Genomic DNA, 22,212 nt, shown 5'->3' with positions numbered 1-22,212 from the left:
AGGCCGGGATCGGGATCGAAGCCTGGTCCGGGGCCCGGGACCGGGGCGCGAGGCAGGGGTGCGAGGCCGACGCCGGAACCCGGGCCCGAGGCCGGGGCCCGAAGCCCGGACCCGAGGACGGGGCCGGGATCTAAGCCGGGCCGGGGCCCGGGGCCGGACCCGAGGCCGGAACCCAACGCCGAGGCCTGCGGCCGGAGCCCAGGACCGGGACTGACGTCGGGACCGAGGCCGAGACCTGCTGCCGGAGGCCCAGGACGAGGACCGACGCCGGAAACCGGGGCCGGGACCGAGACCGGAAACCGGGGCCAGGGGGCCGACGTCGTCGCCGGGACCGGCGTCGAGACCCTGGGGCGGAGAAGTGGGCCGGGGTTTCAGGGGCTCGGTCGCCGGGGGCTAGTGCGCTGCGGATTCCCAGTCGGGGCCCGCGCCGACGGAGACGTCGAGGGGCGCCCGGAGATGAACGGCGGACGCCATCTCGCGGCGGACGAGTTCCTCGGTCCTGGCCCGCTCTCCAGGGGCGATCTCCAGGACGATTTCGTCGTGGACCTGGAGAAGCATCCGGGACTTGAGCCCGGCCTCACGCAGCGCCCGGTCCACGTTCAGCATCGCGATCTTGACGATGTCCGCGGCCGTGCCCTGGATGGGGGCGTTGAGCGCCATGCGCTCGGCGGCCTCGCGACGCTGCCGGTTGTCGCTGTTGAGGTCGGGCAGATAGCGGCGGCGCCCGAAGAGCGTCGCCGTGTAGCCCGTGGCGCGGGCCTCGTCGACCGCCCGGCGCAGATAGTCCCGCACGCCTCCGAACCGCTCGAAGTACGTGTCCATCAACGCACGCGCCTCACCCGCGTCGATGTTCAGCTGCTGGGAGAGGCCGAACGCCGACAGCCCGTAGGCAAGGCCGTACGACATCGCCTTGATCTTGCGACGCATCTCCGCGTCGACCGCCGAACGCTCGACCGAGAACACCTGCGACGCCACCGTCGTGTGCAGGTCCTCGCCCGATGTGAACGCCTCCAACAGGCCCTCGTCCTCGGACAGATGGGCCATCACGCGCAGTTCGATCTGGCTGTAGTCGGCCGTCATGAGGGACTCGAAGCCCTCGCCGACCACGAAGCCGCGACGGATCGCGCGGCCCTCCTCCGTACGGACCGGGATGTTCTGCAGGTTCGGGTCCACCGACGAGAGCCGGCCCGTCGCGGCCACCGTCTGGTTGAACGTGGTGTGGATGCGGCCGTCCGCGGCGATCGTCTTGATCAGACCCTCGACCGTCACCCGCAGCCTGGCCTGCTCACGGTGGCGCAGCATGACGACCGGCAGTTCGTGGTCGGTCTGAGTGGCCAGCCAGGCCAGCGCGTCCGCGTCCGTCGTATAACCGGTCTTCGTCTTCTTCGTCTTGGGCAGGTCCAGCTCGCCGAAGAAGACCTCCTGGAGCTGCTTGGGCGAGCCGAGGTTGAACTCGTGCCCGACGGAGGCGTGGGCCTCCTTCACCGCCTGCTGCACAGCGCCGGCGAACATCTGCTCCATGGCTTCCAGGTGCGCCCGGTCCGCCGCGATGCCGTGCCGCTCCAGCCGGGCCAGCAGCGCCGACGTGGGCAGCTCCATGTCGCGCAGCAGCTCGGCCGCGCCGACCTCCGCCAGCTTCTCGCCGAACGCCTCGCCCAGGTCGAGGATCGTGCGGGCCTGAACCATCAGCGCCTCGGCCTCGGCCTGGTCGTCCGCACCGAAGGCCAGCTGACCGTCGGCCGTCGCGGCGGGCCCCAGCTCCCGGCCCAGGTACTCCAGGGACAGCGCGTCCAGCGCGAAGGAGCGGCGCCCCGGCTTCACCAGATACGCGGCGAGCGCGGTGTCCATGGACACGCCCTCGATCGTCCACCCGTGCTCGGCGAAGACCCGCATCGCACCCTTGGCGTTGTGCAGCACCTTGGGCTTCTTGGGGTCGGCGAGCCACTTCGCGAACGCGTTCTCGTCGGCCTCGTCCAGCCGCGAGGGGTCGAACCACGCCGCCGCCCCGTCCGCCGCGGCCAGCGCGACCTCGGCCACCGACCCCGAACCCAGCGCCCATGTGTCGACGGTGGCCAGACCCAGGACCGCCTTGCCGTCGTGCTCGGCGAGCCACGGCTTCAGCTCGCCGGCCCCCAGCACGGCCCCGACCAGCTCGACCCCCTCGACGACCGGAGCGGCCGCCTCGGCCTCCGCCGTTCCGGGGTCGACGGCGAAGAGCCGCTCACGCAGGGAGGGGTTGCGGATCTCCAGGGTGTCCAGGACCATCACGACCGCCGTACGGTCGTACGCCGCGCGCTCCAGGTCGGTGACCGTCTTCGGGAGCTCGACGTCCTTCACCATCTCCGTGAGACGGCGGTTGAGCTTCACCGCCTCCAGGTGGTCGCGGAGGTTCTGCCCGGCCTTGCCCTTGACCTCGTCGACGCGCTCGACGAGGTCAGCGAACGAACCGAACTGGTTGATCCACTTCGCGGCCGTCTTCTCGCCGACGCCGGGGATGCCCGGCAGGTTGTCCGACGGGTCGCCGCGCAGCGCCGCGAAGTCGGGGTACTGCGCCGGCGTCAGCCCGTACTTCTCGACGACCTTCTCCGGAGTGAAGCGGGTCAGCTCGGAGACGCCCTTCGTCGGGTACAGCACCGTCGTGTGCTCGGACACCAGCTGGAAGGAGTCGCGGTCACCGGTGACGATCAGGACCTCGAAGCCCTCGGCCTCGGCCTGCGTGGCGAGCGTCGCGATGATGTCGTCGGCCTCGAAGCCGTCGACCGCGAACCGCTGCGCGTGCATCGCGTCCAGCAGCTCGCCGATCAGCTCGACCTGCCCCTTGAACTCGTCCGGGGTCTTCGAACGGTTCGCCTTGTACTCCGTGAACTCCTCGGAGCGCCACGTCTTGCGCGAGACGTCGAACGCCACCGCGAAATGCGTGGGCGCCTCGTCGCGCAGCGTGTTCGCCAGCATCGACGCGAAACCATAGATCGCGTTCGTCGGCTGACCCGTCGCGGTCGTGAAATTCTCCGCGGGCAGCGCGAAGAACGCGCGGTACGCCAGCGAGTGCCCATCCATGAGCATCAGCCGCGGACGGCCCGCACCTGCGGTTTTCTCGGTCTTCTTCGATGCTGTTTCTGCCACGCCCCCGATCCTGCCACGCCCCACTGACAGTGCGGACCTCCCGGGACCGGCCGCCGCCATTCTCACCGGCCCGTGCGAGGATCCTCGATGTACTTCACACGTACAGGCGAAGGGGTTCAACGATGGCCAGCAAGCCGCCGGCAAGCGATCCGGTCCAGGACGCGCCACAGGTCACCGAGCCGAAGCGCGCCGCGGCCGGGCTGCCCGCCATCGGGCACACCCTGCGCATCGCCCAGCAGCAGATGGGGGTGAAGCGCACCGCGCTGACCCTCCTGCGCGTCAATCAGAAGGACGGCTTCGACTGCCCGGGCTGCGCCTGGCCCGAGCCGGAGCACCGGCACGCGGCGGAGTTCTGCGAGAACGGCGCGAAGGCGGTCGCCGAGGAGGCCACCCTGCGCCGGGTCACCCCGGACTTCTTCGCCGCGCACCCGGTCACCGACCTGCACGGCCGCAGCGGCTACTGGCTCGGCCAGCAGGGCCGCCTCACCCACCCCATGTACCTGCCCGAGGGCGCCGACCACTACGAGCCGGTCTCCTGGCAGCGCGCCTTCGACATCATCGCCGAGGAGCTCGCCGCCCTCGGCTCCCCCGACGAGGCCCTCTTCTACACCTCGGGGCGCACGAGCAACGAGGCCGCGTTCCTCTACCAGCTCTTCGCCCGCGAGCTCGGCACGAACAACCTGCCGGACTGTTCGAACATGTGCCACGAGTCCTCGGGCTCCGCGCTCTCCGAGACCATCGGCATCGGCAAGGGCAGCGTCCTGCTCGAGGACCTCTACAAGGCGGACCTGATCATCGTCGCCGGGCAGAACCCCGGCACCAACCACCCGCGCATGCTCTCCGCCCTGGAGAAGGCCAAGGCCAACGGCGCGAAGATCATCAGTGTCAACCCGCTGCCCGAAGCGGGCCTGGCACGCTTCAAGAACCCGCAGACCCCCCAGGGCATGCTCAAGGGCGCCGCCCTCACCGACCTGTTCCTGCAGATCCGCCTCGGCGGCGACCAGGCCCTCTTCCGCCTCCTGAACAAGCTCGTCCTGGAGACCGAGGGCGCGGTCGACGAGGACTTCATCGCCGAACACACCCACGGCTACGAGGAGTTCGCGGCCACCGCCCGCGCCGCCGACTGGGACGAGACCCTCACCGCGACGGGCCTCACCCGCGAGGAGATCGACGAGACCCTCCGCCTCGTCCTGTCCTCCGAGCGCACCATCGTCTGCTGGGCCATGGGCCTCACCCAGCACAAGCACTCGGTGCCCACGATCCGCGAAGTGGTCAACTTCCTTCTGCTGCGCGGCAACATCGGCCGTCCCGGCGCGGGTGTCTGCCCGGTCCGCGGCCACTCGAACGTGCAGGGCGACCGCACCATGGGCATATTCGAGCGCCCCGCCCCGGCCTTCCTGGACGCCCTGGAGAAGGAGTTCGGCTTCGCCCCGCCCCGCGAGCACGGCTACGACGTCGTACGGGCCATCCGCGCCCTGCGCGACGGCGACGCGAAGGTCTTCTTCGCCATGGGCGGCAACTTCGTCTCCGCCTCCCCCGACACGGACGTCACCGAGGCCGCCATGCGCCGCGCCCGCCTCACGGTGCACGTCTCGACCAAGCTCAACCGCTCCCACGTCGTCACCGGCGCCCGCGCCCTGATCCTGCCCACCCTCGGACGGACCGAGCGCGACCTCCAGGGCAGCGGCGAGCAGTTCGTGACCGTCGAGGACTCCATGGGCATGGTCCACGCCTCACGCGGCCGTCTGAAACCCGCGGGCGAGCACCTCCTGTCCGAGCCGGCCATCGTCTGCCGCCTCGCCCGCCGCGTGCTCGGCGAGGCCTCCCGCACCCCCTGGGAGGAGTTCGAGAAGGACTACACCACGATCCGCGACCGCATCGCGCGCGTGATCCCCGGCTTCGACGACTTCAACGCGCGCGTCGCCGACCCCGCAGGCTTCGCCCTCCCCCACGCCCCCCGCGACGAACGCCGCTTCCCCACCGCGACCGGCAAGGCCAACTTCACCGCCGCGCCCGTCGAGTACCCGAAGCTCCCCGAAGGCCGCCTCCTCCTCCAGACCCTTCGCTCGCACGACCAGTACAACACCACCATCTACGGCCTCGACGACCGCTACAGGGGCATCAAGAACGGCCGCCGAGTGGTCCTCGTCAACCCCGAGGACGCCCGCGCACTGAACGTCACCGACGGCTCGTACGTCGACCTCGTCAGCGAATGGCGCGACGGCATGGAGCGGCGCGCCGCCGGCTTCCGCGTCGTGCACTACCCGACCGCCCGCGGGTGCGCCGCCGCGTACTACCCGGAGACCAACGTCCTCATCCCGCTCGACGCCACCGCGGACACCAGTAACACCCCGGCCAGCAAGTCCGTCGTGGTCCGTCTGGAACAATCGGCCACCGACTGAGCGTTCGCTCAGGCAGTCAGCCAGAGAGATCGACGACGATCGGAGCCGGCCCCCATGGGCGAGCAGAGCCAAGTGAAGTTCCCGCAAGAGGTCATCGACGAGTACGCCGCGCTCGGCGTCGACCTGCCCGCCCTCTTCTCGGCAGGTCACCTCGGCACCCGCATGGGCGTACAGATCATCGAGGCCTCCGCGGACCGGGTCGTCGGCACCATGCCGGTGGAGGGCAACACCCAGCCGTACGGCCTCCTGCACGGCGGCGCCTCCGCCGTCCTCGCGGAGACCCTCGGCTCGGTCGGCTCCATGCTCCACGGCGGCAGCTCCAAGATCGCCGTGGGCGTCGACCTGAACTGCACCCACCACCGCGGCGCCCGCTCCGGCCTCGTCACCGGCGTGGCCACTCCCGTACACCGGGGGCGCACGACAGCGACGTACGAGATCGTCATCACCGACGAGAACGACAAGCGCGTCTGCACCGCCCGCCTCACCTGCCTCCTGCGCGACGTCACCCCCGCCGACACCGCCCGCACAAGCCACCCCTGACCCCCACCCCCACCCACCACCAGCCGAGTACGGCGGGGACACAACTACCGCCTGCTCACCGGCAGTCGGGACTCACCGGCAGTCGGGTACGGCGGGCAGGGGACGGGGCGGAGGTGTCCGCCCGCAGCGGCCGGCGCGTCAACACCGGCCCCTTCTGGGACCGACCGATTCCGCGCCTGACCGAGGACGGATACCTCCGCCCCGGCCCCGACCCCCCGCACACCCCTTCCGCACGCCCCTTCCGCACGCCCCTTCCGCACGCCCCGGCCTCCGCCCCGCCCCCGCGCGCACCCACCCGCCGCAACCGCACTCCAATACGCCGGAGTTATCGGAAATCAGCGGCAACTCGCAACTTTTTCAGGCGACTTCACGCGCCTTCACGAGACCCGCACTCCCGGACCGCACCCCATGCGCCCAAATACCGTGCACGCCGACCGAACTCCGAGTTCCCTTTTCTCGACGTAACGCTGCGTAACACGCACGCAATACGGCATCAGAGTTCCGTCTTCGACGGCCCGCACTCCCGCGCCCCCTCCCGGCGACTCCACTCGACCTGCGACGCCGCCCGACCGCGACCTTCGCCCACGCGCAACCGGAAGTGCGGATTCTCAACATGTGGAACGAGAAGAATTTCCGCCAAATCGGCCGAGAATACCCGTCCCTGAAGCCCACCAACCGGCACGTCATAACAAGAAAGTCACAAGCCAGCCCACGGCGATGCCCGGGCCCACAGACAGGCTTAGAGTCACGGCCAGTCACCGCGCCGCCGGGCGCGTCTGCAGCACGGCTCGGTATCACCCAGTACGGCCCGGCGAGACACACGGCAGCTCAGCAGGGCTGCTGCGCCAGGGAGAGGATTCAACGTGCGACAGCGTTCTTTGGTCATACTCACCTCCGTGCTCACCACCGGAGCACTCACGCTGACCGCCTGCGGTTCGCGTGACAACAGCGGGGACAAGAGCAGCAGCAGCAAGACCGAGATCATCATCGGCGTTGACGCTCCGCTGACCGGTCAGAACTCCGCAACCGGCCTCGGCATCCAGGGCGGCGTGCAGATCGCCGTCGACGACGCCAACAAGAACAACACCGTCCCCGGCGTGACCTTCAAGGTCCAGGCGCTCGACGACAAGGCGATCCCGGCCAGCGGCCAGCAGAACGCCACCGCCCTCGTCAACAACGAGAAGGTCCTCGGCGTCGTCGGCCCGCTGAACTCCGGTGTCGCCACGCAGATGCAGCAGGTCTTCGCGACCGCCAACCTGGTCGAGATCTCGCCCTCCAACACGGCGCCCGAGCTCACCCAGGGCAAGAACTGGCAGACCTCGAAGTCGCGCCCGTTCAAGACGTACTTCCGCACGGCCACCACCGACGCCCTCCAGGGCGGCTTCGCGGCCGAGTACGCGTCCAGCACGCTCAAGAAGAAGAACGTCTTCGTCGTCGACGACAAGCAGACCTACGGCGCGGGCCTGGCCAAGCTGTTCAAGGCCGGCTTCACAGGGAACGGCGGCAAGGTCGCCGGCGAGGACCACGTCAACACCGGCGACACCGACTTCTCGGCCCTCGTCACCAAGATCAAGAACTCCAAGGCCGACCTGGTCTACTACGGTGGCCAGTACGACGAGTCGGAGAAGCTCACCAAGCAGCTCAAGGACGGCGGAGTGAAGATCCCGCTGTTCGGTGGTGACGGCATGTTCAGCGACACCTACATCCAGACCGCCGGCAAGACCTCCGAGGGTGACCTGGCCACCTCCGTCGGCCAGCCCGTCGACTCCCTGCCCTCCGCCGCGGACTTCATCAAGAAGTACAAGGCTTCCGGCCTCAAGGGCGACTACGGCACCTACGGCGGCTACTCCTACGACGCCGCGACCGCCATCATCAAGGCGATCGCCAACGTCGTGAAGGACGGCAAGGTCCCCGACGGCGCCCGCGCCAAGATCGTGGACGAGGTCCAGAAGACGAAGTTCGAGGGCATCGCCGGCCCCGTCTCCTTCGACGAGTACGGCGACACCACCAACAAGCAGCTCACCGTCTACCAGGTCGTGGGCGGCAAGTGGAAGGCCGTCAAGAGCGGCACGTTCAACGGCTGATCCGATCCGATCCCAGCTGATTTCAGCTGACTCCAGCTGAAATCAGCCAAGTCCAGCTGAGCCCAGCCAACTCCGGCTGATACCAGCTGATTCGAGATCCGCCGCTAGCTACACCCCAGGGCCGCGCGGCCAAGACCACACGTCACCGCGCGGCCCGCCCCATATCCCCCCGTTCACTCTCCCCACCCACATGGAGGCCATGCGGTGAACACCCTGCCGCAGCAGCTGGCCAACGGGCTGTTTCTCGGCTCGATGTACGGGCTGATCGCCATCGGCTACACGATGGTGTACGGCATCGTCCAGCTCATCAACTTCGCCCACGGCGAGATCTTCATGACCGGAGGCTTCGGCGCACTCACGGTCTACCTCTACGTCCTGCCCGACGGCACATCCATGTGGATAGCCCTCCCAGCGATGCTCATCGGCGGCGGACTCGTCGCCGTCCTCATCGCCGTCGGGGCGGAACGGTTCGCCTACCGACCACTGCGCGGCGCGCCACGCCTGGCACCCCTCATCACCGCCATCGGCCTCTCCCTCGCGCTCCAGCAGGCCGTCTTCAACTGGTACCCGAACGCCAAGACCGACCGCAACTTCCCGCAGATCGACGCCGGACCCTGGCACATCGGGTCCATCAGCATCAGCAGCGGCTCGCTCTTCGTCATCGTCGCCGCCCCGCTCTGCATGGCGGCCCTCGCCCTCTTCGTCAGCATGTCCCGCACCGGCCGCGCGATGCAGGCCACCGCCCAGGACCCTGACACCGCCCAGCTCATGGGCATCGACACCAACAAGATCATCGTGATCGCCTTCGCCATCGGCGGCTTCTTCGCCGCCGTCGCCGCCGTCTCCTACGGCCTGCGCTACGGCTCGATCCAGTACAACATGGGCTTCCAGATGGGCCTCAAGGCCTTCACGGCCGCAGTCCTCGGCGGCATCGGCAACATCTACGGCGCCATGATCGGCGGCCTCGTCCTCGGCCTCGCCGAGACCATGGCCACCTCCTACATCGACGGCATCCCCGGCATGCAGCAGCTCGGCGGCGGCGGCTGGTCCTCCGTCTGGGCCTTCGTCCTCCTCATCCTCGTACTGCTGTTCAGGCCACAAGGCCTGGTCGGCGAACGCGTCGCGGACAGGGCGTGACCACCATGGCAACCACCGAGAACACCACCGAGATCACCGCCCCCGCGCGCGGCCTGATCGCACTCCCCCAGACCGCCGCGCGCGCCCTCGTCGCCGTCGGCGCCGTCGCCACCATCGCCAGCACCTTCATGTCGTGGACCTACACGGCCGACTTCCCCGGGGACCTCACCTACTACGGCTCCCCGGCCGGCCTCCAGATCCTCGACCTCGTCGCCGGCGCGATCACCCTGCTCTTCGCGCTCACCCTCTTCGGCGTCCGCGGCCTGCGCTGGCTCAACCCGGCAGGCGCCACCGCGCCCGTCGTCCTCGCCGCCGCCTCCGCGTTCGCCGTCAGCTGGTTCAGCGCCATCGCCATCGCGGTCGACCTCAAGGGCCTGGTCGCCCTCGACCCCGGCGGCTACGTCACCGCCATCGGCTCCCTGATCGCCCTCGTCGGCGCCCTCGCTCTCCCGAGCCCCGGCAACACCTTCAAGGACTGGGTCAGCAAGCCCGACCGCATCCCCGCGGCCGAGAAGCTCCCCGGCTGGGCCGAGCGCCTCGTCATCACCGGCGCCACCGCCGTCGCCCTGATCGTCTTCACGTACGGCATCGGCGTCGACCCCGACGCCAGCGAGACGTTCATCGGCTACCTGCTGCTCGTCGTCTTCGGCACCTGGGCACTCCAGGCCGCCGGACTCTTCGACCGGTTCGCCACGCTCAACGCCCGCCACAAGGGATTCGCCACCTCCATGGCGTTCCTCGCCGCGGCGGTCTTCCCCTTCGTCGAGAACAACGAGCACAACGCCAACCTCGGCGTGAACATCCTCGTCGTCGCCACCGTCGCCCTCGGCCTGAACATCGTCGTCGGCCTCACCGGACTCCTCGACCTCGGATACGTCGCCTTCCTCGGCGTCGGCGCCTACGCCGCGGCCCTCGTCTCCGGCTCCGAGTTCTCCCGCTTCTCCGGCGTCCAGTTCCCCTTCTGGGCCGCCATGCTCACCGGCATGGCCGCGTCGCTCGTCTTCGGCGTCCTCATCGGCGCCCCCACCCTGCGACTGCGCGGCGACTACCTCGCCATCGTCACCCTCGGCTTCGGAGAGATCTTCCGCATCTCCGTCAACAACCTCGACGGCTCCTCCGGACCGAACCTCACCAACGGCCCCAACGGCATCTCGATGATCCCGGACCTCGACATCTTCGGGTTCAACCTCGGGAACTCGCACGACATCGGCTCAATCACCCTCGGCCGCTTCGCGAACTACTTCCTGCTGATGCTGATCATCACCGGCATCGTCGTGATCGTCTTCAACCGCGCCGCCGACTCCCGTATCGGCCGCTCCTGGATCGCGATCCGCGAGGACGAGACCGCCGCGACCGCCATGGGCATCAACGGCTTCCGCGTCAAGCTCATCGCCTTCGCCCTCGGCGCCTCCCTCGCCGGCCTCGCCGGCACGGTCAGCGCCCACGTCGGCTACAGCGTCAACCCGGCCCCGTACCAGTTCGCCGGCTCCGTGCCGCCCAACTCCGCGTTCCTGCTGGCCGCGGTCGTCCTCGGCGGTATGGGCACGGTCAACGGCCCCATCCTCGGCGCCACCCTGCTCTACCTCCTCCCCGAGAAGCTCGGCTTCCTGAAGGAGTACCAGCTCTTCGCCTTCGGCATCGCGCTCGTCATCCTCATGCGCTTCCGTCCCGAGGGCATCATCGCCAACCGCCGCCGCCAGCTCGAATTCCACGAGTCCGACGACAGCATCGACATCCCCGAACAGGGCCTGCCCGACTCCACCGTCGGCGTCACCAAGGCAGGGGCGTGACCCACATGACCACCACCACGGCCACCAGCCCCGTACTCGAGGCCAGCGGCGTCACCATGCGCTTCGGCGGCCTCACCGCCGTCCGCAGCGTCGACCTCACCGTCAACTCGGGCGAGATCGTCGGCCTCATCGGCCCCAACGGCGCCGGCAAGACGACCTTCTTCAACTGCCTCACCGGCCTGTACGTGCCGACCGAGGGCAAGGTCTCCTACAAGGGCACCGTCCTCCCGCCCAAGCCCCACCTCGTCACCAGCGCCGGCATCGCCCGCACCTTCCAGAACATCCGGCTCTTCGCCAACATGACCGTCCTGGAGAACGTGCTCGTCGGCCGCCACACCAGGACCAAGGAAGGCCTCTGGTCGGCCCTCCTGCGCGGCCCCGGCTTCCGCAAGGCAGAAGCCGCCTCCCGCGAACGCGCCATGGAACTGCTGGAGTTCATCGGCCTCGACCACAAGGCCGACCACCTCTCCCGCAACCTCCCCTACGGCGAACAGCGCAAGCTCGAAATCGCCCGCGCCATGGCGAGCGAACCGGGACTGCTGCTCCTGGACGAGCCCACGGCCGGCATGAACCCCCAGGAGACACGCGCGACCGAAGACCTCGTCTTCGCCATCCGCGACAGGGGCATCGCCGTCCTCGTCATCGAGCACGACATGCGCTTCATCTTCAACCTGTCCGACCGCGTCGCCTGCCTCGTCCAGGGCGAGAAGCTCGTCGAGGGCACCTCCGAGGTCGTCCAGGGCGACGAACGCGTCATCGCCGCCTACCTCGGCACCCCCTTCGAGGGCGCCCCCGGCGCGGAGGAACTCGCCGAGGTCGAAGCCGCCGAGGCGGCGGAGGCCACGGACACCCCCGAGCCCACGGACACCCCCGAGCCCGCGGAAACCTCCGGGACTCCCGAGGTCACCGAGACTCCTGAGGCCGCCGAGAGCGACGCCGCCGCGGAGGGCACCACCAGCAAGGAAGGAAACGCCCAGTGACCGCACTGCTCGAGGTCGAAGACCTCAAGGTCGCCTACGGCAAGATCGAAGCCGTCAAGGGCATCTCCTTCTCCGTCGAAGCAGGCCAGATCGTCACCCTCATCGGCACCAACGGCGCCGGCAAGACGACCACCCTGCGCACCCTCTCCGGGCTCCTCAAGCCCACCGCGGGCCGCATCACCTTCGACGGCAAACCCCTCAGCGGCATCCCCGCCCACAAGATCGTCTCCCTGGGCCTCGCCCACTCCCCCGAGGGACGCCACATCTTCCCCCGGCTGACGATCACCGAGAACCTCCAGCTCGGCGCGTTCCTGCGCACCGACAAGGCGGGCATCGAGAAGGACATCCAGCGCGCCTACGACCTCTTCCCCATCCTGGGTGAACGCCGCAAGCAGGCCGCGGGAACCCTCTCCGGCGGCGAGCAGCAGATGCTGGCCATGGGCCGCGCGCTCATGTCCCAGCCCAAGCTGCTCATGCTCGACGAACCCTCCATGGGCCTCTCGCCGATCATGATGCAGAAGATCATGGCCACCATCGCCGAACTCAAGGCCGACGGTACGACCATCCTCCTCGTCGAGCAGAACGCCCAGGCGGCGCTCTCCCTCGCCGATCAGGGACACGTCATGGAGGTCGGCAACATCGTCCTCTCGGGCACCGGGCAGGACCTGCTGCACGACGAGTCGGTACGCAAGGCCTACCTGGGCGAGGACTGAGACCAGGCTCCGGCCGTACGACCGTACAGCCGCTGTACGAAGAGGCCCGCGGCCCCCAGTCGGGGGGCGCGGGCCTCTTCGTCACTCGCCGATACCGCTCACCCGTACCGCTCGCCGGGGAATCAGCCGACGAAATTCTCGATCGGCCTGGAGAAGTCGGCACCGAGTTGCGACATCGCGTGGCCGAACTCCTTCTCGCTGATCGCTTCACGGAGCGTGACCAGCACGGCACGGACGCCGCTGTCGGCCTCGTCCGGCCTGAGCACGTTGCGCTGAGCCACACGCCGCACGAGCTCGTCGTAGTCGAAGCGCTCGATCTCCGCGGTGGCACCCCGCCGAACGGACTCCGCCAGACCCTCCGGGAGCTCCAGCGCCAGGTTCCGCGCCTCGCCCGAGCTCAGCCGATGGGCCAGAGTTTCGAGCGTGGCACGCGTGAGATCGGCCGACTCCTGCCGAGTCAGGCCCGTACGTTGCGACACCTCTTGGACGAACGCCTTCTCTTCCACGCGCCGTCTCCTTTGCTGCCTTGCCGACCCGAAGGCCACGCGGCCCCGGAACCAGCCTGACACGCGCTCGCCGGGCTCGCGCGGGCACCAGCGCGCGGGCCTGTCCTCTAACCCTTGGAGGACTTCTTCTCCTCGGCGTCCGCGATGACCGCCTCGGCGACCTGCTGCATGGACATACGGCGGTCCATGGAGGTCTTCTGGATCCACCGGAACGCGGCGGGCTCCGTCAGCCCGTACTGCGTCTGCAGCACGGACTTGGCCCGGTCGACCAGCTTGCGGGTCTCCAGGCGCTGGCTGAGGTCCGCGACCTCCTGTTCCAGCTGCTTCAGCTCCGTGAACCGCGAGACGGCCATCTCGATCGCGGGTACGACGTCGCTCTTGCTGAAGGGCTTCACGAGGTACGCCATCGCGCCGGCGTCACGGGCCCGCTCGACGAGGTCGCGCTGCGAGAACGCGGTGAGCATCAGCACGGGGGCGATGCTCTCCTCGGCGATCTTCTCGGCCGCCGAGATCCCGTCCAGCTTGGGCATCTTGACGTCGAGGATCACAAGGTCGGGCCGGTGCTCACGGGCCAGCTCGACGGCCTGCTCCCCGTCCCCCGCCTCGCCCACGACGGCATAGCCCTCTTCCTCGAGCATCTCTTTGAGGTCGAGGCGGATCAGCGCCTCGTCCTCGGCGATGACGACACGGGTCGTCAGCGGAGGCACGTGCGACTTGTCGTCGTCGGCGACGGGCTGGGGCGACTCGGGGGCGGTCACGGGGGCTCCTCGTTCACGGGCCGGGCAGGTAGTGCTGCTTATGCAGCCTACCTAGGGGCAGCGGCCTGCGATGACCCGGTACACTTCCCGACAGTTACGCAGCTGGCCCGGTTGGTGGAATGGCTAGACACGCGGCGCTCAAACCGCCGTGCTCTTCGGGGCGTGTGGGTTCGAATCCCACACCGGGCACTTCTTGCACAGAAGCGGATGCTCACGTTCTCGTGAACATCCGCTTTTTGCTGCACATGGTCACGATCAGTGACACAGAGTGCTCGCATGAATTCCCACGGTACAGCGGTGCGACAAAAGGCGCTCGCGTTGCTGCACGAAGGTGTGCGGAACGCGGACGTGGCGCGTCAACTCAACGTCCCCGCAGGCACAGTCGGCAAGTGGCTCCACCTCGACCGCTCGAAGCGTGGGGAGCGCCCCGGCCGACCAGTTCGCACGTGCCCCCAGTGCCACGACGGCGCACTGGACGAGATTGCGTACGCCTACCTCCTGGGCCTCTATCTGGGCGACGGTTACATCGTCCAGTGGTCCGGGCACCGGAGCCCAAGCCTAGTAATCACCTGTGATGACTCCTGGCCTGGCCTCATGGACGAGTGCGAACGGGCTATGCGCGCCGTTTTCCCAGGCAACTCGGTCTGCCGTGCCGGCAAGGCTGGTTGCCACGACGTGAAGCTTTGCTCGAATCACCTCCACTGCCTGTTCCCACAGCACGGCCCCGGCAAGAAGCACGAACGCCGTATCGCTCTTGAACCCTGGCAACAAAGGATCGTCGACGCCCACCCGTGGGAGTTCATTCGCGGGCTCGTGCACTCTGACGGCTGCCGCCTGACCAACTGGACCACGCGCCTGATCGCCGGCGACAAGAAGCGCTACGAATATCCGCGGTACTTTTTCACGAACCTCTCTTCAGACATCAGGCAGCTCTACACCAACACCCTCGACAAGGTCGGCGTCCAGTGGAAGCAAGCCAACTCCCGGAACATCTCCGTCGCCCGCAAAGCCTCCGTCGCTCTCATGGACGCCCACGTCGGCCCCAAGTACTGACAGCCGGGCCTACTTGGGGCTGTCGTCCTCTCCGATGTGGTGGACGCGTACGAGGTTCGTGGTGCCCGACACCCCGGGCGGGGAGCCGGCGGTGATGACGACGATGTCGCCCTTCTCGCAGCGGCCGTACTTCAACAACAACTCGTCCACCTGGTCGACCATCGCGTCGGTGGAGCCGACGTGCGGCCCCAGGAACGTTTCCACACCCCAGGTCAGGTTCAGCTGGGAGCGGGTGGCAGGGTCGGGGGTGAAGGCCAGCAGGGGGATCGGGGAGCGGTAGCGGGACAGGCGGCGGACCGTGTCGCCGGACTGGGTGAAGGCGACGAGGAACTTGGCGCCGAGGAAGTCGCCCATCTCCGCCGCCGCACGGGCGACCGCACCGCCGTGGGTGCGGGGCTTGTTGCGGTCGGTCAGGGGCGGCAGGCCCTTGGCGAGGATGTCCTCCTCGGCGGCCTCGACGATGCGGGACATCGTGCGGACGGTTTCCACGGGGTACTTGCCGACGCTCGTCTCGCCGGAGAGCATCACGGCGTCCGTGCCGTCGATGACGGCGTTGGCGACGTCGGACGCCTCGGCTCGCGTGGGGCGGGAGTTGTCGATCATCGAGTCGAGCATCTGGGTGGCGACGATGACCGGCTTGGCGTTGCGCTTGGCCAGTTTGATGGCGCGCTTCTGGACGATCGGGACCTGTTCGAGGGGCATTTCGACGCCCAGGTCACCGCGGGCGACCATGATGCCGTCGAACGCGGCGACGATGTCGTCGATCGCGTCGACCGCCTGGGGCTTCTCGACCTTGGCGATGACGGGGAGGCGGCGGCCTTCCTCGTCCATGATGCGGTGGACGTCGTCGATGTCGCGGCCGCTGCGGACGAAGGAGAGGGCGATGACGTCGAAGCCGGTGCGCAGGGCCCAGCGGAGGTCCGCTTCGTCCTTGTCGGAGAGGGCGGGGACGGAGACGGCGACGCCGGGAAGGTTGAGGCCCTTGTGGTCGGAGACCATGCCGCCTTCGACGACGGTGGTGTGGACGCGGGGGCCGTCGACGGCGGTGACTTCGAGGCAGACCTTGCCGTCGTCGACGAGGATGCGTTCGCCGGGGGTGACGTCGGCCGCGAGGCCGGAGTACGTCGTGCCGCAGGTGAGGCGGTCACCCTCGGCGCCTTCTTCGACGGTGATGGTGAAGGAGTCTCCGCGTTCAAGGAGTACGGGGCCTTCGGTGAAACGGCCGAGTCGGATCTTCGGGCCTTGAAGGTCGGCGAGCAGTCCGATGCTGCGGCCGGTCTCCTCGGCGGCCTTTCGCACGCGGTGGTAGCGCTCCTCGTGTTCGGCGTAAGTGCCGTGGCTGAGGTTGAAGCGGGCTACGTCCATTCCGGCGTCGACCAGGGCTTTGAGCTGGTCGTACGAGTCGGTGGCGGGACCCAATGTACAGACGATTTTTGCTCGGCGCATGGTTTGAGCCTAGGCCTTACCGGTCGGTAGAGAATTGGTCCAGCATGACTACTCAACAACCTTTACGTGAAGCCTTATTGACAACAGTTGAATTGTGCGCCGGGGTGCTCTGATGAGCGCGTCGGTACCTTATGGCGACCGGTCCGCGCTTTAGAGTTCCGGCGGTGCCATCGTGAATCGGGCGTTGACCTGGGCGTAGACGTGTTGGCGCTCGGGTTCGAGGTCGAGGGGGGCGGCTTCTTCGGGTGTGCCGCCGGCGAAGGACATGGAGCGCATGGCGCGGCCGGGGGCCGCCGGGTAGGGCTGGGCGTTCTCGGCGCCGATGTCGGCGAGTTCGACGAGCGCGGCGAGGGTGGTGCCGAGGGCTTCGGCGTATTCGCGGGCGCGTTGGACGGCTTCGCGGACCGCCTGCTGTCGGGCCTGTCGGTGGGAGGGCGAGTCGGGGCGCAGGGCCCACCAGGGGCCGTCGACCCGGGTGAGGTCGAGGTCCGCGAGGCGTGTCGTCAGCTCGCCGAGTGCGGTGAAGTCGGTGAGTTCGGCGGTGAGGTGGACGCGGCCGTGGTAGGCGCGGACGCGTTCGCCGCGGCCGTGTTTCGTGAGTTCCGGGCTGATGGAGAAAGCGCCGGTTTCGAGGCGTTCGACGGCGTCTCCGTAGGACTTCACGAGGTCCATGGCGGTGGCGTTGCGGCGGGTGAGGTCGGCGAGGGCCTCGCGTCGGTCGGTGCCGCGGGCGCTGACGGTGATGCCGATGCGGGCGATCTCGGGGTCGACTTCGAGGTGGGCTTCGCCGCGGACGGCGATGCGGGGTGATGCGGGGGTTCCGTAGGGGACTGCGGGTCGGGGTTCCTCTGCGGTGGGGGCCATACGCCCCACTCTGTCACCGGAAGGGCGGGCGTGGTGCCCGGTGGTCACCAGATGGAAACCTCCCGGACCTGTTCTGGAGTGTCATGCGTGGGTCAGAATCTACGCGCGTCGTTGACCAATTCCCAAGGAGCCATAGACATGCCGTTGAACCGCCGGAAGTTCCTGAAGAAGTCCGCCGTGACGGGTGCGGGGGTGGCGTTGACCGGTGCGGTCGCGACTCCGTCCGCGCAGGCGGCGACCTCGGCGGCGGCAGGGGGTAGGAAGAAGCCTGTGAAGCGGCACTCCCTCACCGTCATCGGCACGACGGACCTGCATGGACATGTCTTCAACTGGGACTACTTCAAGGACGCGGAATACACGGACGCGGCGGGCAACGCGCAGGGTCTGGCGCGGATCTCGACGCTGGTGAACGAGATCCGCAAGGAGAAGGGGCGTTGCAACACCCTCCTTCTGGACGCGGGCGACACGATCCAGGGCACCCCGCTGACGTACTACTACGCGAAGGTGGACCCGATCACCGCCAAGGGCGGTCCGGTGCACCCGATGGCGCAGGCGATGAACGCGATCGGCTATGACGCGGTGGCGCTGGGCAACCACGAGTTCAACTACGGCATCGAGACGCTGCGGAAGTTCGAGTCGCAGTGCCGCTTCCCGCTGCTGGGCGCGAACGCGCTGGACGCGAAGACGCTGAAGCCGGCCTTCCCTCCGTACTTCATGAAGACGTTCCACGTGCCGGGCGCGCCGTCGGTGAAGGTGGCGGTGCTCGGTCTGACGAACCCGGGTATCGCGATCTGGGACAAGGCGTACGTCCAGGGGAAGTTGACGTTCCCGGGTCTTGAGGAGCAGGCGGCGAAGTGGGTGCCGAAGCTGCGGTCGATGGGTGCGGACGTGGTCGTCGTGTCGGCGCACTCCGGTTCGTCCGGCACGTCCTCCTACGGTGACCAGCTGCCGTACGTCGAGAACTCGGCGGCGCTCGTCGCCCAGCAGGTGCCGGGGATCGACGCGATTCTCGTCGGACACGCGCACGCGGAGATCCCGGAGCTGAAGGTCACCAACGCCAAGACCGGCAGGACGGTGGTGCTGTCGGAGCCGCTGGCGTATGCGGAGCGGCTGTCGGTGTTCGACTTCGAACTGGTCCTCGAGAAGGGGAAGTGGCAGGTCGAGTCGGTGGCGGCCACGGTCCGCAACTCGAACTCGGTCGCCGACGACCCGAAGATCACCCGGTTGCTGAAGGACGAGCACGACCTGGTGGTGGCGTACGTCAACCAGGTGGTCGGCACGGCCACGGACACGCTGACGACGGTCGAGGCGCGTTACAAGGACGCCCCGATCATCGACCTGATCACCAAGGTGCAGGAGGACGTGGTCAAGGCGGCGCTGGTGGGCACGGAGTACGCGTCGCTGCCCGTGATCGCGCAGGCCTCGCCGTTCTCGCGCACCTCCGAGATCCCGGCCGGCAAGGTGACGATCCGGGATCTGTCGAGCCTGTACGTGTACGACAACACGCTGGTCGCGAAGGTGCTGACGGGGGCGCAGGTGCGGGCGTACCTGGAGTACTCGGCGAACTACTTCGTGCGGACGGCGGCCGGTGCGGTGATCGACACGGAGAAGCTGACGAACGCGAGCAACCGTCCGGACTACAACTACGACTATGTGTCGGGGCTCCGGTACGACATCGACATCGCGCAGGCGGAGGGTTCGCGGATCAAGAACCTGACGTACAACGGTGCGGCGCTGGACGACGCGCAGCAGTTCGTGTTCGCGGTGAACAACTACCGGGCGAACGGTGGCGGCGCCTTCCCGCATGTGGCGTCCGCGAAGGAGGTCTGGTCGGAGTCGACGGAGATCCGTACGCGGATCGCCGAGTGGGTGACCGCGAAGGGTGTGCTCGACCCGAAGGAGTTCGCTTCGGTGGACTGGAAGCTCACGCGGGACGGCACGCCGGTCTTCTAGGGCCTCTGTTCCGGCACGCTTGTCTTCTGGACCCCGGACGTGTGTCCGGGGTCCTCTTCTTACCGTCCGTCGACGAGCGGGGTGAGGGTCTGGGCGGTGTGGCGGGCGGGCGGGACCTGGGACCGGGGTTCGAGTCCGAAGGTGGTGAAGGCCGTACGGCGCGGGAGCGGGTAGGGGTCCTTGCCCGTCAGCGAGTTGAGGATGGTTGCGCTGCGCCAGGCGGCGAGGCCGAGGTCGGGGGCGCCGACGCCGTGGGTGTGGAGTTCGGCGTTCTGGACGTAGACGCGGCCGGTGACGGAGGGGTCGAGGGCGAGGCGGAACTGGTCGTCGATGCGGGGGCGTTCGGCGCTGTCGCGGCGCAGGTAGGGGTCGAGTCCGGCGAGGATCTGGCCGAGGGGGCGTTCGCGGTAGCCGGTGGCGAGGACCACGGCGTCGGTGGTGAGGCGGGTGCGGGCGCCCTGCTGGCCGTGTTCGAGGTGGAGTTCGACCTTGGTGGTGGCGACGCGGCCCGCGGTGCGGACGGTGACGGCGGGGGTGAGGACGGCGTCGGGCCAGCCGCCGTGGAGGGTGCGCCGGTAGAGCTCGTCGTGGATGGCGGCGATGGTGTCGGCGTCGATGCCCTTGTGGAGCTGCCATTGGGCGGCGACGAGCCGGTCGCGTACGGGCTCGGTGAGGGCGTGGAAGTAGCGGGTGTAGTCGGGGGTGAAGTGTTCGAGGCCGAGCTTGGAGTACTCCATCGGGGCGAAGGCCTCGGTGCGGGCGAGCCAGTGGATCTTCTCGTGGCCGGCGGGCCGGTTGCGCAGGAGGTCGAGGAAGACCTCGGCGCCCGACTGCCCGGCGCCGATGACGGTGATGTGTTCGGCGGTGAGGAAGCGTTCGCGGTGGGCGAGGTAGTCCGCGGCGTGGATGACGGGGACGCCGGGGGCGTCGACGAGGGGTTTGAGGGGCTCGGGGATGTGGGGTGCGGTGCCGACGCCGAGGACGATGTTGCGGGTGTACGTACGGCCGAGGGCCTCGGCCTCTCCCTCGTTGTCGAGCTGGGTGAAGTCGACTTCGAACAGGGTGCGTTCGGGGTTCCAGCGGACGGCGTCGACCTGGTGGCCGAAGTGGAGTCCGGGGAGGCGGCCGGCGACCCAGCGGCAGTAGGCGTCGTACTCGGCGCGCTGCATGTGGAAGCGCTCGGCGAAGTAGAACGGGAAGAGGCGGTCGCGGTCCTTGAGGTAGTTGAGGAAGGACCAGGGGCTGGCGGGGTCGGCGAGGGTGACCAGGTCGGCGAGGAAGGGGACTTGGAGGGTGGCGCCGTCGATGAGCAGGCCCGGGTGCCAGTCGAAGCCGGGGCGCTGTTCGTAGAAGACGCTGTCGAGTTCGGGGAGGGGGTGGGCGAGGGCGGCGAGGGAGAGGTTGAACGGGCCGATGCCGATGCCCACGAGGTCGCGGGGCGCGTCGGGCTCGTGGGGTGGGGGGAGGGGCGTCGGGCTCATCGGGGTGTGTGTCCTTCCACCAGTTTCAGGAGCGCGGCCAGGTCGCCCGGCCGGGTGTGGGGGTTGAGGAGGGTGGCTTTGAGCCAGAGCCGGTCGTCGAGCAGGGCTCGGCCGAGGACGGCGCGTCCTTCGTGGAGCAGGGTGCGGCGTACGGCGGCGACGGCTTCGTCGGAGGCCTCTGCGGGGCGGAACAGGACGGTGCTGAGGGTGGGCGGGTCGTAGAGCTCGAAGCCGGGGTGTGCTTCGACGAGGTCCGCCAGCTCGACGGCACGGGCGCAGACCTGGTCGACGAGGGCGCCGAGTCCCGCTCGCCCCAGGGTTTTGAGGGTGACGGCGACTTTGAGGATGTCGGGGCGTCGGCTGGTGCGCAGGGAGCGGCCCAGGAGGTCGGGGAGGCCCGCTTCGGTGTCGTCGTCGGCGTTGAGGTAGTCGGCGCGGTGGCTCAGGGCGTCGAGGTCGTGGGGGTCCTTGACGGCGAGGAGGCCTGCGGCGACGGGCTGCCAGCCGAGTTTGTGCAGGTCGAGGGTGACGGTGTGGGCGCGGTCGAGTCCGTCGAGTTTGCCGCGGTGGTGGTCGCTGAAGAGGAGGCCTCCGCCGTAGGCGGCGTCGATGTGGAGGCGGGTGCCGTGGGCTTCGCAGAGGTCGGCGATGTCGGGCAGGGGGTCGATGAGTCCGGCGTCGGTGGTGCCTGCGGTGGCGGCCACGAGGAGGGAGCCGCGGAGGCCTTGGAGTTCGGTGAGGGCTTCGTCCAGGGCGGCGAGGTCCATGGTGCCGGCGGGGGCGGGGACGACGACGGGGTCGGGCAGGCCGAGGAGCCAGGCGGCGCGGGGCAGGGAGTGGTGGGCGTTGGCGCCGTGGATGAGCCGCACGCCGGCGTGTGCCTCCCGGGCGAGGAGGAGGGCGAGTTGGTTGGACTCGGTGCCGCCGGTGGTGATCAGGGCGTCGCCGGCGCCGATCTCCTGGGCGAGGGCCCGGGTGACGAGTGCCTCCAGTTCCGAGGCGGCCGGGGCCTGGTCCCAGGAGTCCATGGAGGGGTTGAGGGCGGAGGCGGCGAGGTCGGCCGCGGTGGCGACGGCGAGGGGTGGGCAGTGCAGGTGGGCGGCGCACAGGGGGTCGGCGGGGTCGGCCGCGCCCTCGGCGAGAGCCCGCACGACGACGCGCAGGGCGTCCTCGGTTCCCTGCTCGGGCAGTACGTCGCCGAGCGCGTCCCGTACGCGCCGGGCCACGCTCTCCGGTCCGCCGGCGGGCAGCGGTCCCCCGCGTGCCTCGCCGCCCTCGCGCAGTGCGTCGAGGACGGTGTCGAGCAGCGGCCGCAGCGCGCCGGGACCTTCGGGGCCTGAGGCGAGGGGCGGCGTGCTCATGAGGTGTCCTCCGGTGGGCGC

16 protein-coding genes and 1 tRNA gene are annotated in these 22,212 nt (G+C 69.0%); 10 read left to right on the top strand and 7 right to left on the bottom strand.

Features of this window, described 5'->3' with window-relative positions:
- Positions 1-393: 393 nt before the first annotated feature.
- Entirely contained in the window at positions 394-3,123 is a 2,730-nt protein-coding gene (polA, locus tag ACZ69M_RS29685) for a DNA polymerase I (protein ID WP_470054554.1), read from the bottom strand.
- Between the two features lie 122 nt (positions 3,124-3,245).
- On the opposite strand from polA, the gene ACZ69M_RS29680 reads away from it, so the two are divergent.
- From ACZ69M_RS29680 to ACZ69M_RS29650, 7 genes are all read left to right on the top strand, one after another.
- Entirely contained in the window at positions 3,246-5,525 is a 2,280-nt protein-coding gene (locus tag ACZ69M_RS29680; protein WP_470054552.1) for an FdhF/YdeP family oxidoreductase, read from the top strand.
- 54 nt (positions 5,526-5,579) lie between these two features.
- Positions 5,580-6,065 carry a PaaI family thioesterase gene (locus ACZ69M_RS29675; RefSeq protein WP_470054550.1) on the top strand — a complete coding sequence of 162 codons (486 nt, stop codon included), beginning with the start codon at positions 5,580-5,582 and terminating at the stop codon, positions 6,063-6,065.
- Positions 6,066-6,928: 863 nt separating this feature from the next.
- Positions 6,929-8,149, top strand: coding sequence for a branched-chain amino acid ABC transporter substrate-binding protein (locus ACZ69M_RS29670; RefSeq protein ID WP_470054548.1), 1,221 nt, complete (start codon positions 6,929-6,931; stop codon positions 8,147-8,149).
- Positions 8,150-8,353: 204 nt separating this feature from the next.
- Positions 8,354-9,286, top strand: coding sequence for a branched-chain amino acid ABC transporter permease (locus ACZ69M_RS29665; protein ID WP_075026312.1), 933 nt, complete (start codon positions 8,354-8,356; stop codon positions 9,284-9,286).
- Positions 9,287-9,291: 5 nt separating this feature from the next.
- Positions 9,292-11,076 (top strand): branched-chain amino acid ABC transporter permease, encoded by a 1,785-nt coding sequence (locus tag ACZ69M_RS29660; RefSeq protein ID WP_470054981.1) that lies wholly within the window; start codon positions 9,292-9,294, stop codon positions 11,074-11,076.
- Between the two features lie 5 nt (positions 11,077-11,081).
- Positions 11,082-12,056: an ABC transporter ATP-binding protein gene (locus ACZ69M_RS29655; protein WP_470054546.1), complete on the top strand. Its 975-nt coding sequence runs from the start codon at positions 11,082-11,084 to the stop codon at positions 12,054-12,056.
- Complete coding sequence (locus ACZ69M_RS29650; protein WP_060898117.1) at positions 12,053-12,769, top strand: ABC transporter ATP-binding protein; 717 nt, start codon at positions 12,053-12,055, stop codon at positions 12,767-12,769. The genes ACZ69M_RS29655 and ACZ69M_RS29650 overlap by 4 nt, the downstream gene beginning before the upstream one ends.
- 122 nt (positions 12,770-12,891) lie before the next feature.
- On the opposite strand, the gene ACZ69M_RS29645 is transcribed toward ACZ69M_RS29650, so the two are convergent.
- Entirely contained in the window at positions 12,892-13,275 is a 384-nt protein-coding gene (locus ACZ69M_RS29645; protein ID WP_470054544.1) for a DUF2267 domain-containing protein, read from the bottom strand.
- 107 nt (positions 13,276-13,382) lie between these two features.
- On the bottom strand, positions 13,383-14,033 hold the full coding sequence (locus tag ACZ69M_RS29640; protein ID WP_261686185.1) for an ANTAR domain-containing response regulator: 651 nt from the start codon (positions 14,031-14,033) through the stop codon (positions 13,383-13,385).
- 105 nt (positions 14,034-14,138) lie between these two features.
- Between ACZ69M_RS29640 and ACZ69M_RS29635 the strand changes: the two genes are divergently transcribed.
- Positions 14,139-14,222 (top strand) — tRNA-Leu (locus tag ACZ69M_RS29635).
- Between the two features lie 87 nt (positions 14,223-14,309).
- Positions 14,310-15,086 carry a helix-turn-helix domain-containing protein gene (locus tag ACZ69M_RS29630; protein ID WP_470054541.1) on the top strand — a complete coding sequence of 259 codons (777 nt, stop codon included), beginning with the start codon at positions 14,310-14,312 and terminating at the stop codon, positions 15,084-15,086.
- 9 nt (positions 15,087-15,095) lie between these two features.
- Here ACZ69M_RS29630 and pyk read toward each other — a convergent pair whose 3' ends face one another.
- Positions 15,096-16,532 carry a pyruvate kinase gene (pyk, locus tag ACZ69M_RS29625; RefSeq protein ID WP_470054539.1) on the bottom strand — a complete coding sequence of 479 codons (1,437 nt, stop codon included), beginning with the start codon at positions 16,530-16,532 and terminating at the stop codon, positions 15,096-15,098.
- 150 nt (positions 16,533-16,682) lie between these two features.
- The gene (locus ACZ69M_RS29620; RefSeq protein WP_470054537.1) at positions 16,683-17,396 is read right to left on the bottom strand and encodes an SIMPL domain-containing protein; all 714 of its coding nucleotides are present in this window, start codon (positions 17,394-17,396) and stop codon (positions 16,683-16,685) included.
- Between the two features lie 138 nt (positions 17,397-17,534).
- Here ACZ69M_RS29620 and ACZ69M_RS29615 point away from each other — a divergent pair, with 138 nt between their 5' ends.
- Complete coding sequence (locus ACZ69M_RS29615; protein WP_470054535.1) at positions 17,535-19,349, top strand: 5'-nucleotidase C-terminal domain-containing protein; 1,815 nt, start codon at positions 17,535-17,537, stop codon at positions 19,347-19,349.
- Positions 19,350-19,408: 59 nt separating this feature from the next.
- On the opposite strand, the gene ACZ69M_RS29610 is transcribed toward ACZ69M_RS29615, so the two are convergent.
- Together ACZ69M_RS29610 and ACZ69M_RS29605 are read right to left on the bottom strand one after the other, a co-directional pair.
- Complete coding sequence (locus ACZ69M_RS29610; protein WP_470054533.1) at positions 19,409-20,830, bottom strand: lysine N(6)-hydroxylase/L-ornithine N(5)-oxygenase family protein; 1,422 nt, start codon at positions 20,828-20,830, stop codon at positions 19,409-19,411.
- A complete protein-coding gene (locus ACZ69M_RS29605; RefSeq protein WP_470054531.1) occupies positions 20,827-22,191 on the bottom strand; it encodes a pyridoxal phosphate-dependent decarboxylase family protein in 1,365 nt (454 codons plus the stop codon). Before ACZ69M_RS29605 ends, ACZ69M_RS29610 begins: the two co-directional genes overlap by 4 nt.
- Positions 22,192-22,212 lie beyond the last annotated feature (21 nt).

It is taken from the genome of Streptomyces sp. NPDC107454 (assembly GCF_055582885.1).
This window is presented reverse-complemented; position numbering and strand designations above follow the sequence as displayed.

Bases quoted from the DNA above. Each gene is read 5' to 3' on its own strand.
- ACZ69M_RS29680 (WP_470054552.1), top strand. From the start codon at position 3,246: ATGGCCAGCAAGCCGCCGGCAAGCGATCCGGTCCAGGACGCGCCACAG.
- ACZ69M_RS29675 (WP_470054550.1), top strand. From the start codon at position 5,580: ATGGGCGAGCAGAGCCAAGTGAAGTTCCCGCAAGAGGTCATCGACGAG.
- ACZ69M_RS29660 (WP_470054981.1), top strand. From the start codon at position 9,292: ATGGCAACCACCGAGAACACCACCGAGATCACCGCCCCCGCGCGCGGC.
- ACZ69M_RS29655 (WP_470054546.1), top strand. From the start codon at position 11,082: ATGACCACCACCACGGCCACCAGCCCCGTACTCGAGGCCAGCGGCGTC.
- ACZ69M_RS29630 (WP_470054541.1), top strand. From the start codon at position 14,310: ATGAATTCCCACGGTACAGCGGTGCGACAAAAGGCGCTCGCGTTGCTG.
- pyk (WP_470054539.1), bottom strand. From the start codon at position 16,532: ATGCGCCGAGCAAAAATCGTCTGTACATTGGGTCCCGCCACCGACTCG.
- ACZ69M_RS29620 (WP_470054537.1), bottom strand. From the start codon at position 17,396: ATGGCCCCCACCGCAGAGGAACCCCGACCCGCAGTCCCCTACGGAACC.
- ACZ69M_RS29615 (WP_470054535.1), top strand. From the start codon at position 17,535: ATGCCGTTGAACCGCCGGAAGTTCCTGAAGAAGTCCGCCGTGACGGGT.
- ACZ69M_RS29610 (WP_470054533.1), bottom strand. From the start codon at position 20,830: ATGAGCCCGACGCCCCTCCCCCCACCCCACGAGCCCGACGCGCCCCGC.
- ACZ69M_RS29605 (WP_470054531.1), bottom strand. From the start codon at position 22,191: ATGAGCACGCCGCCCCTCGCCTCAGGCCCCGAAGGTCCCGGCGCGCTG.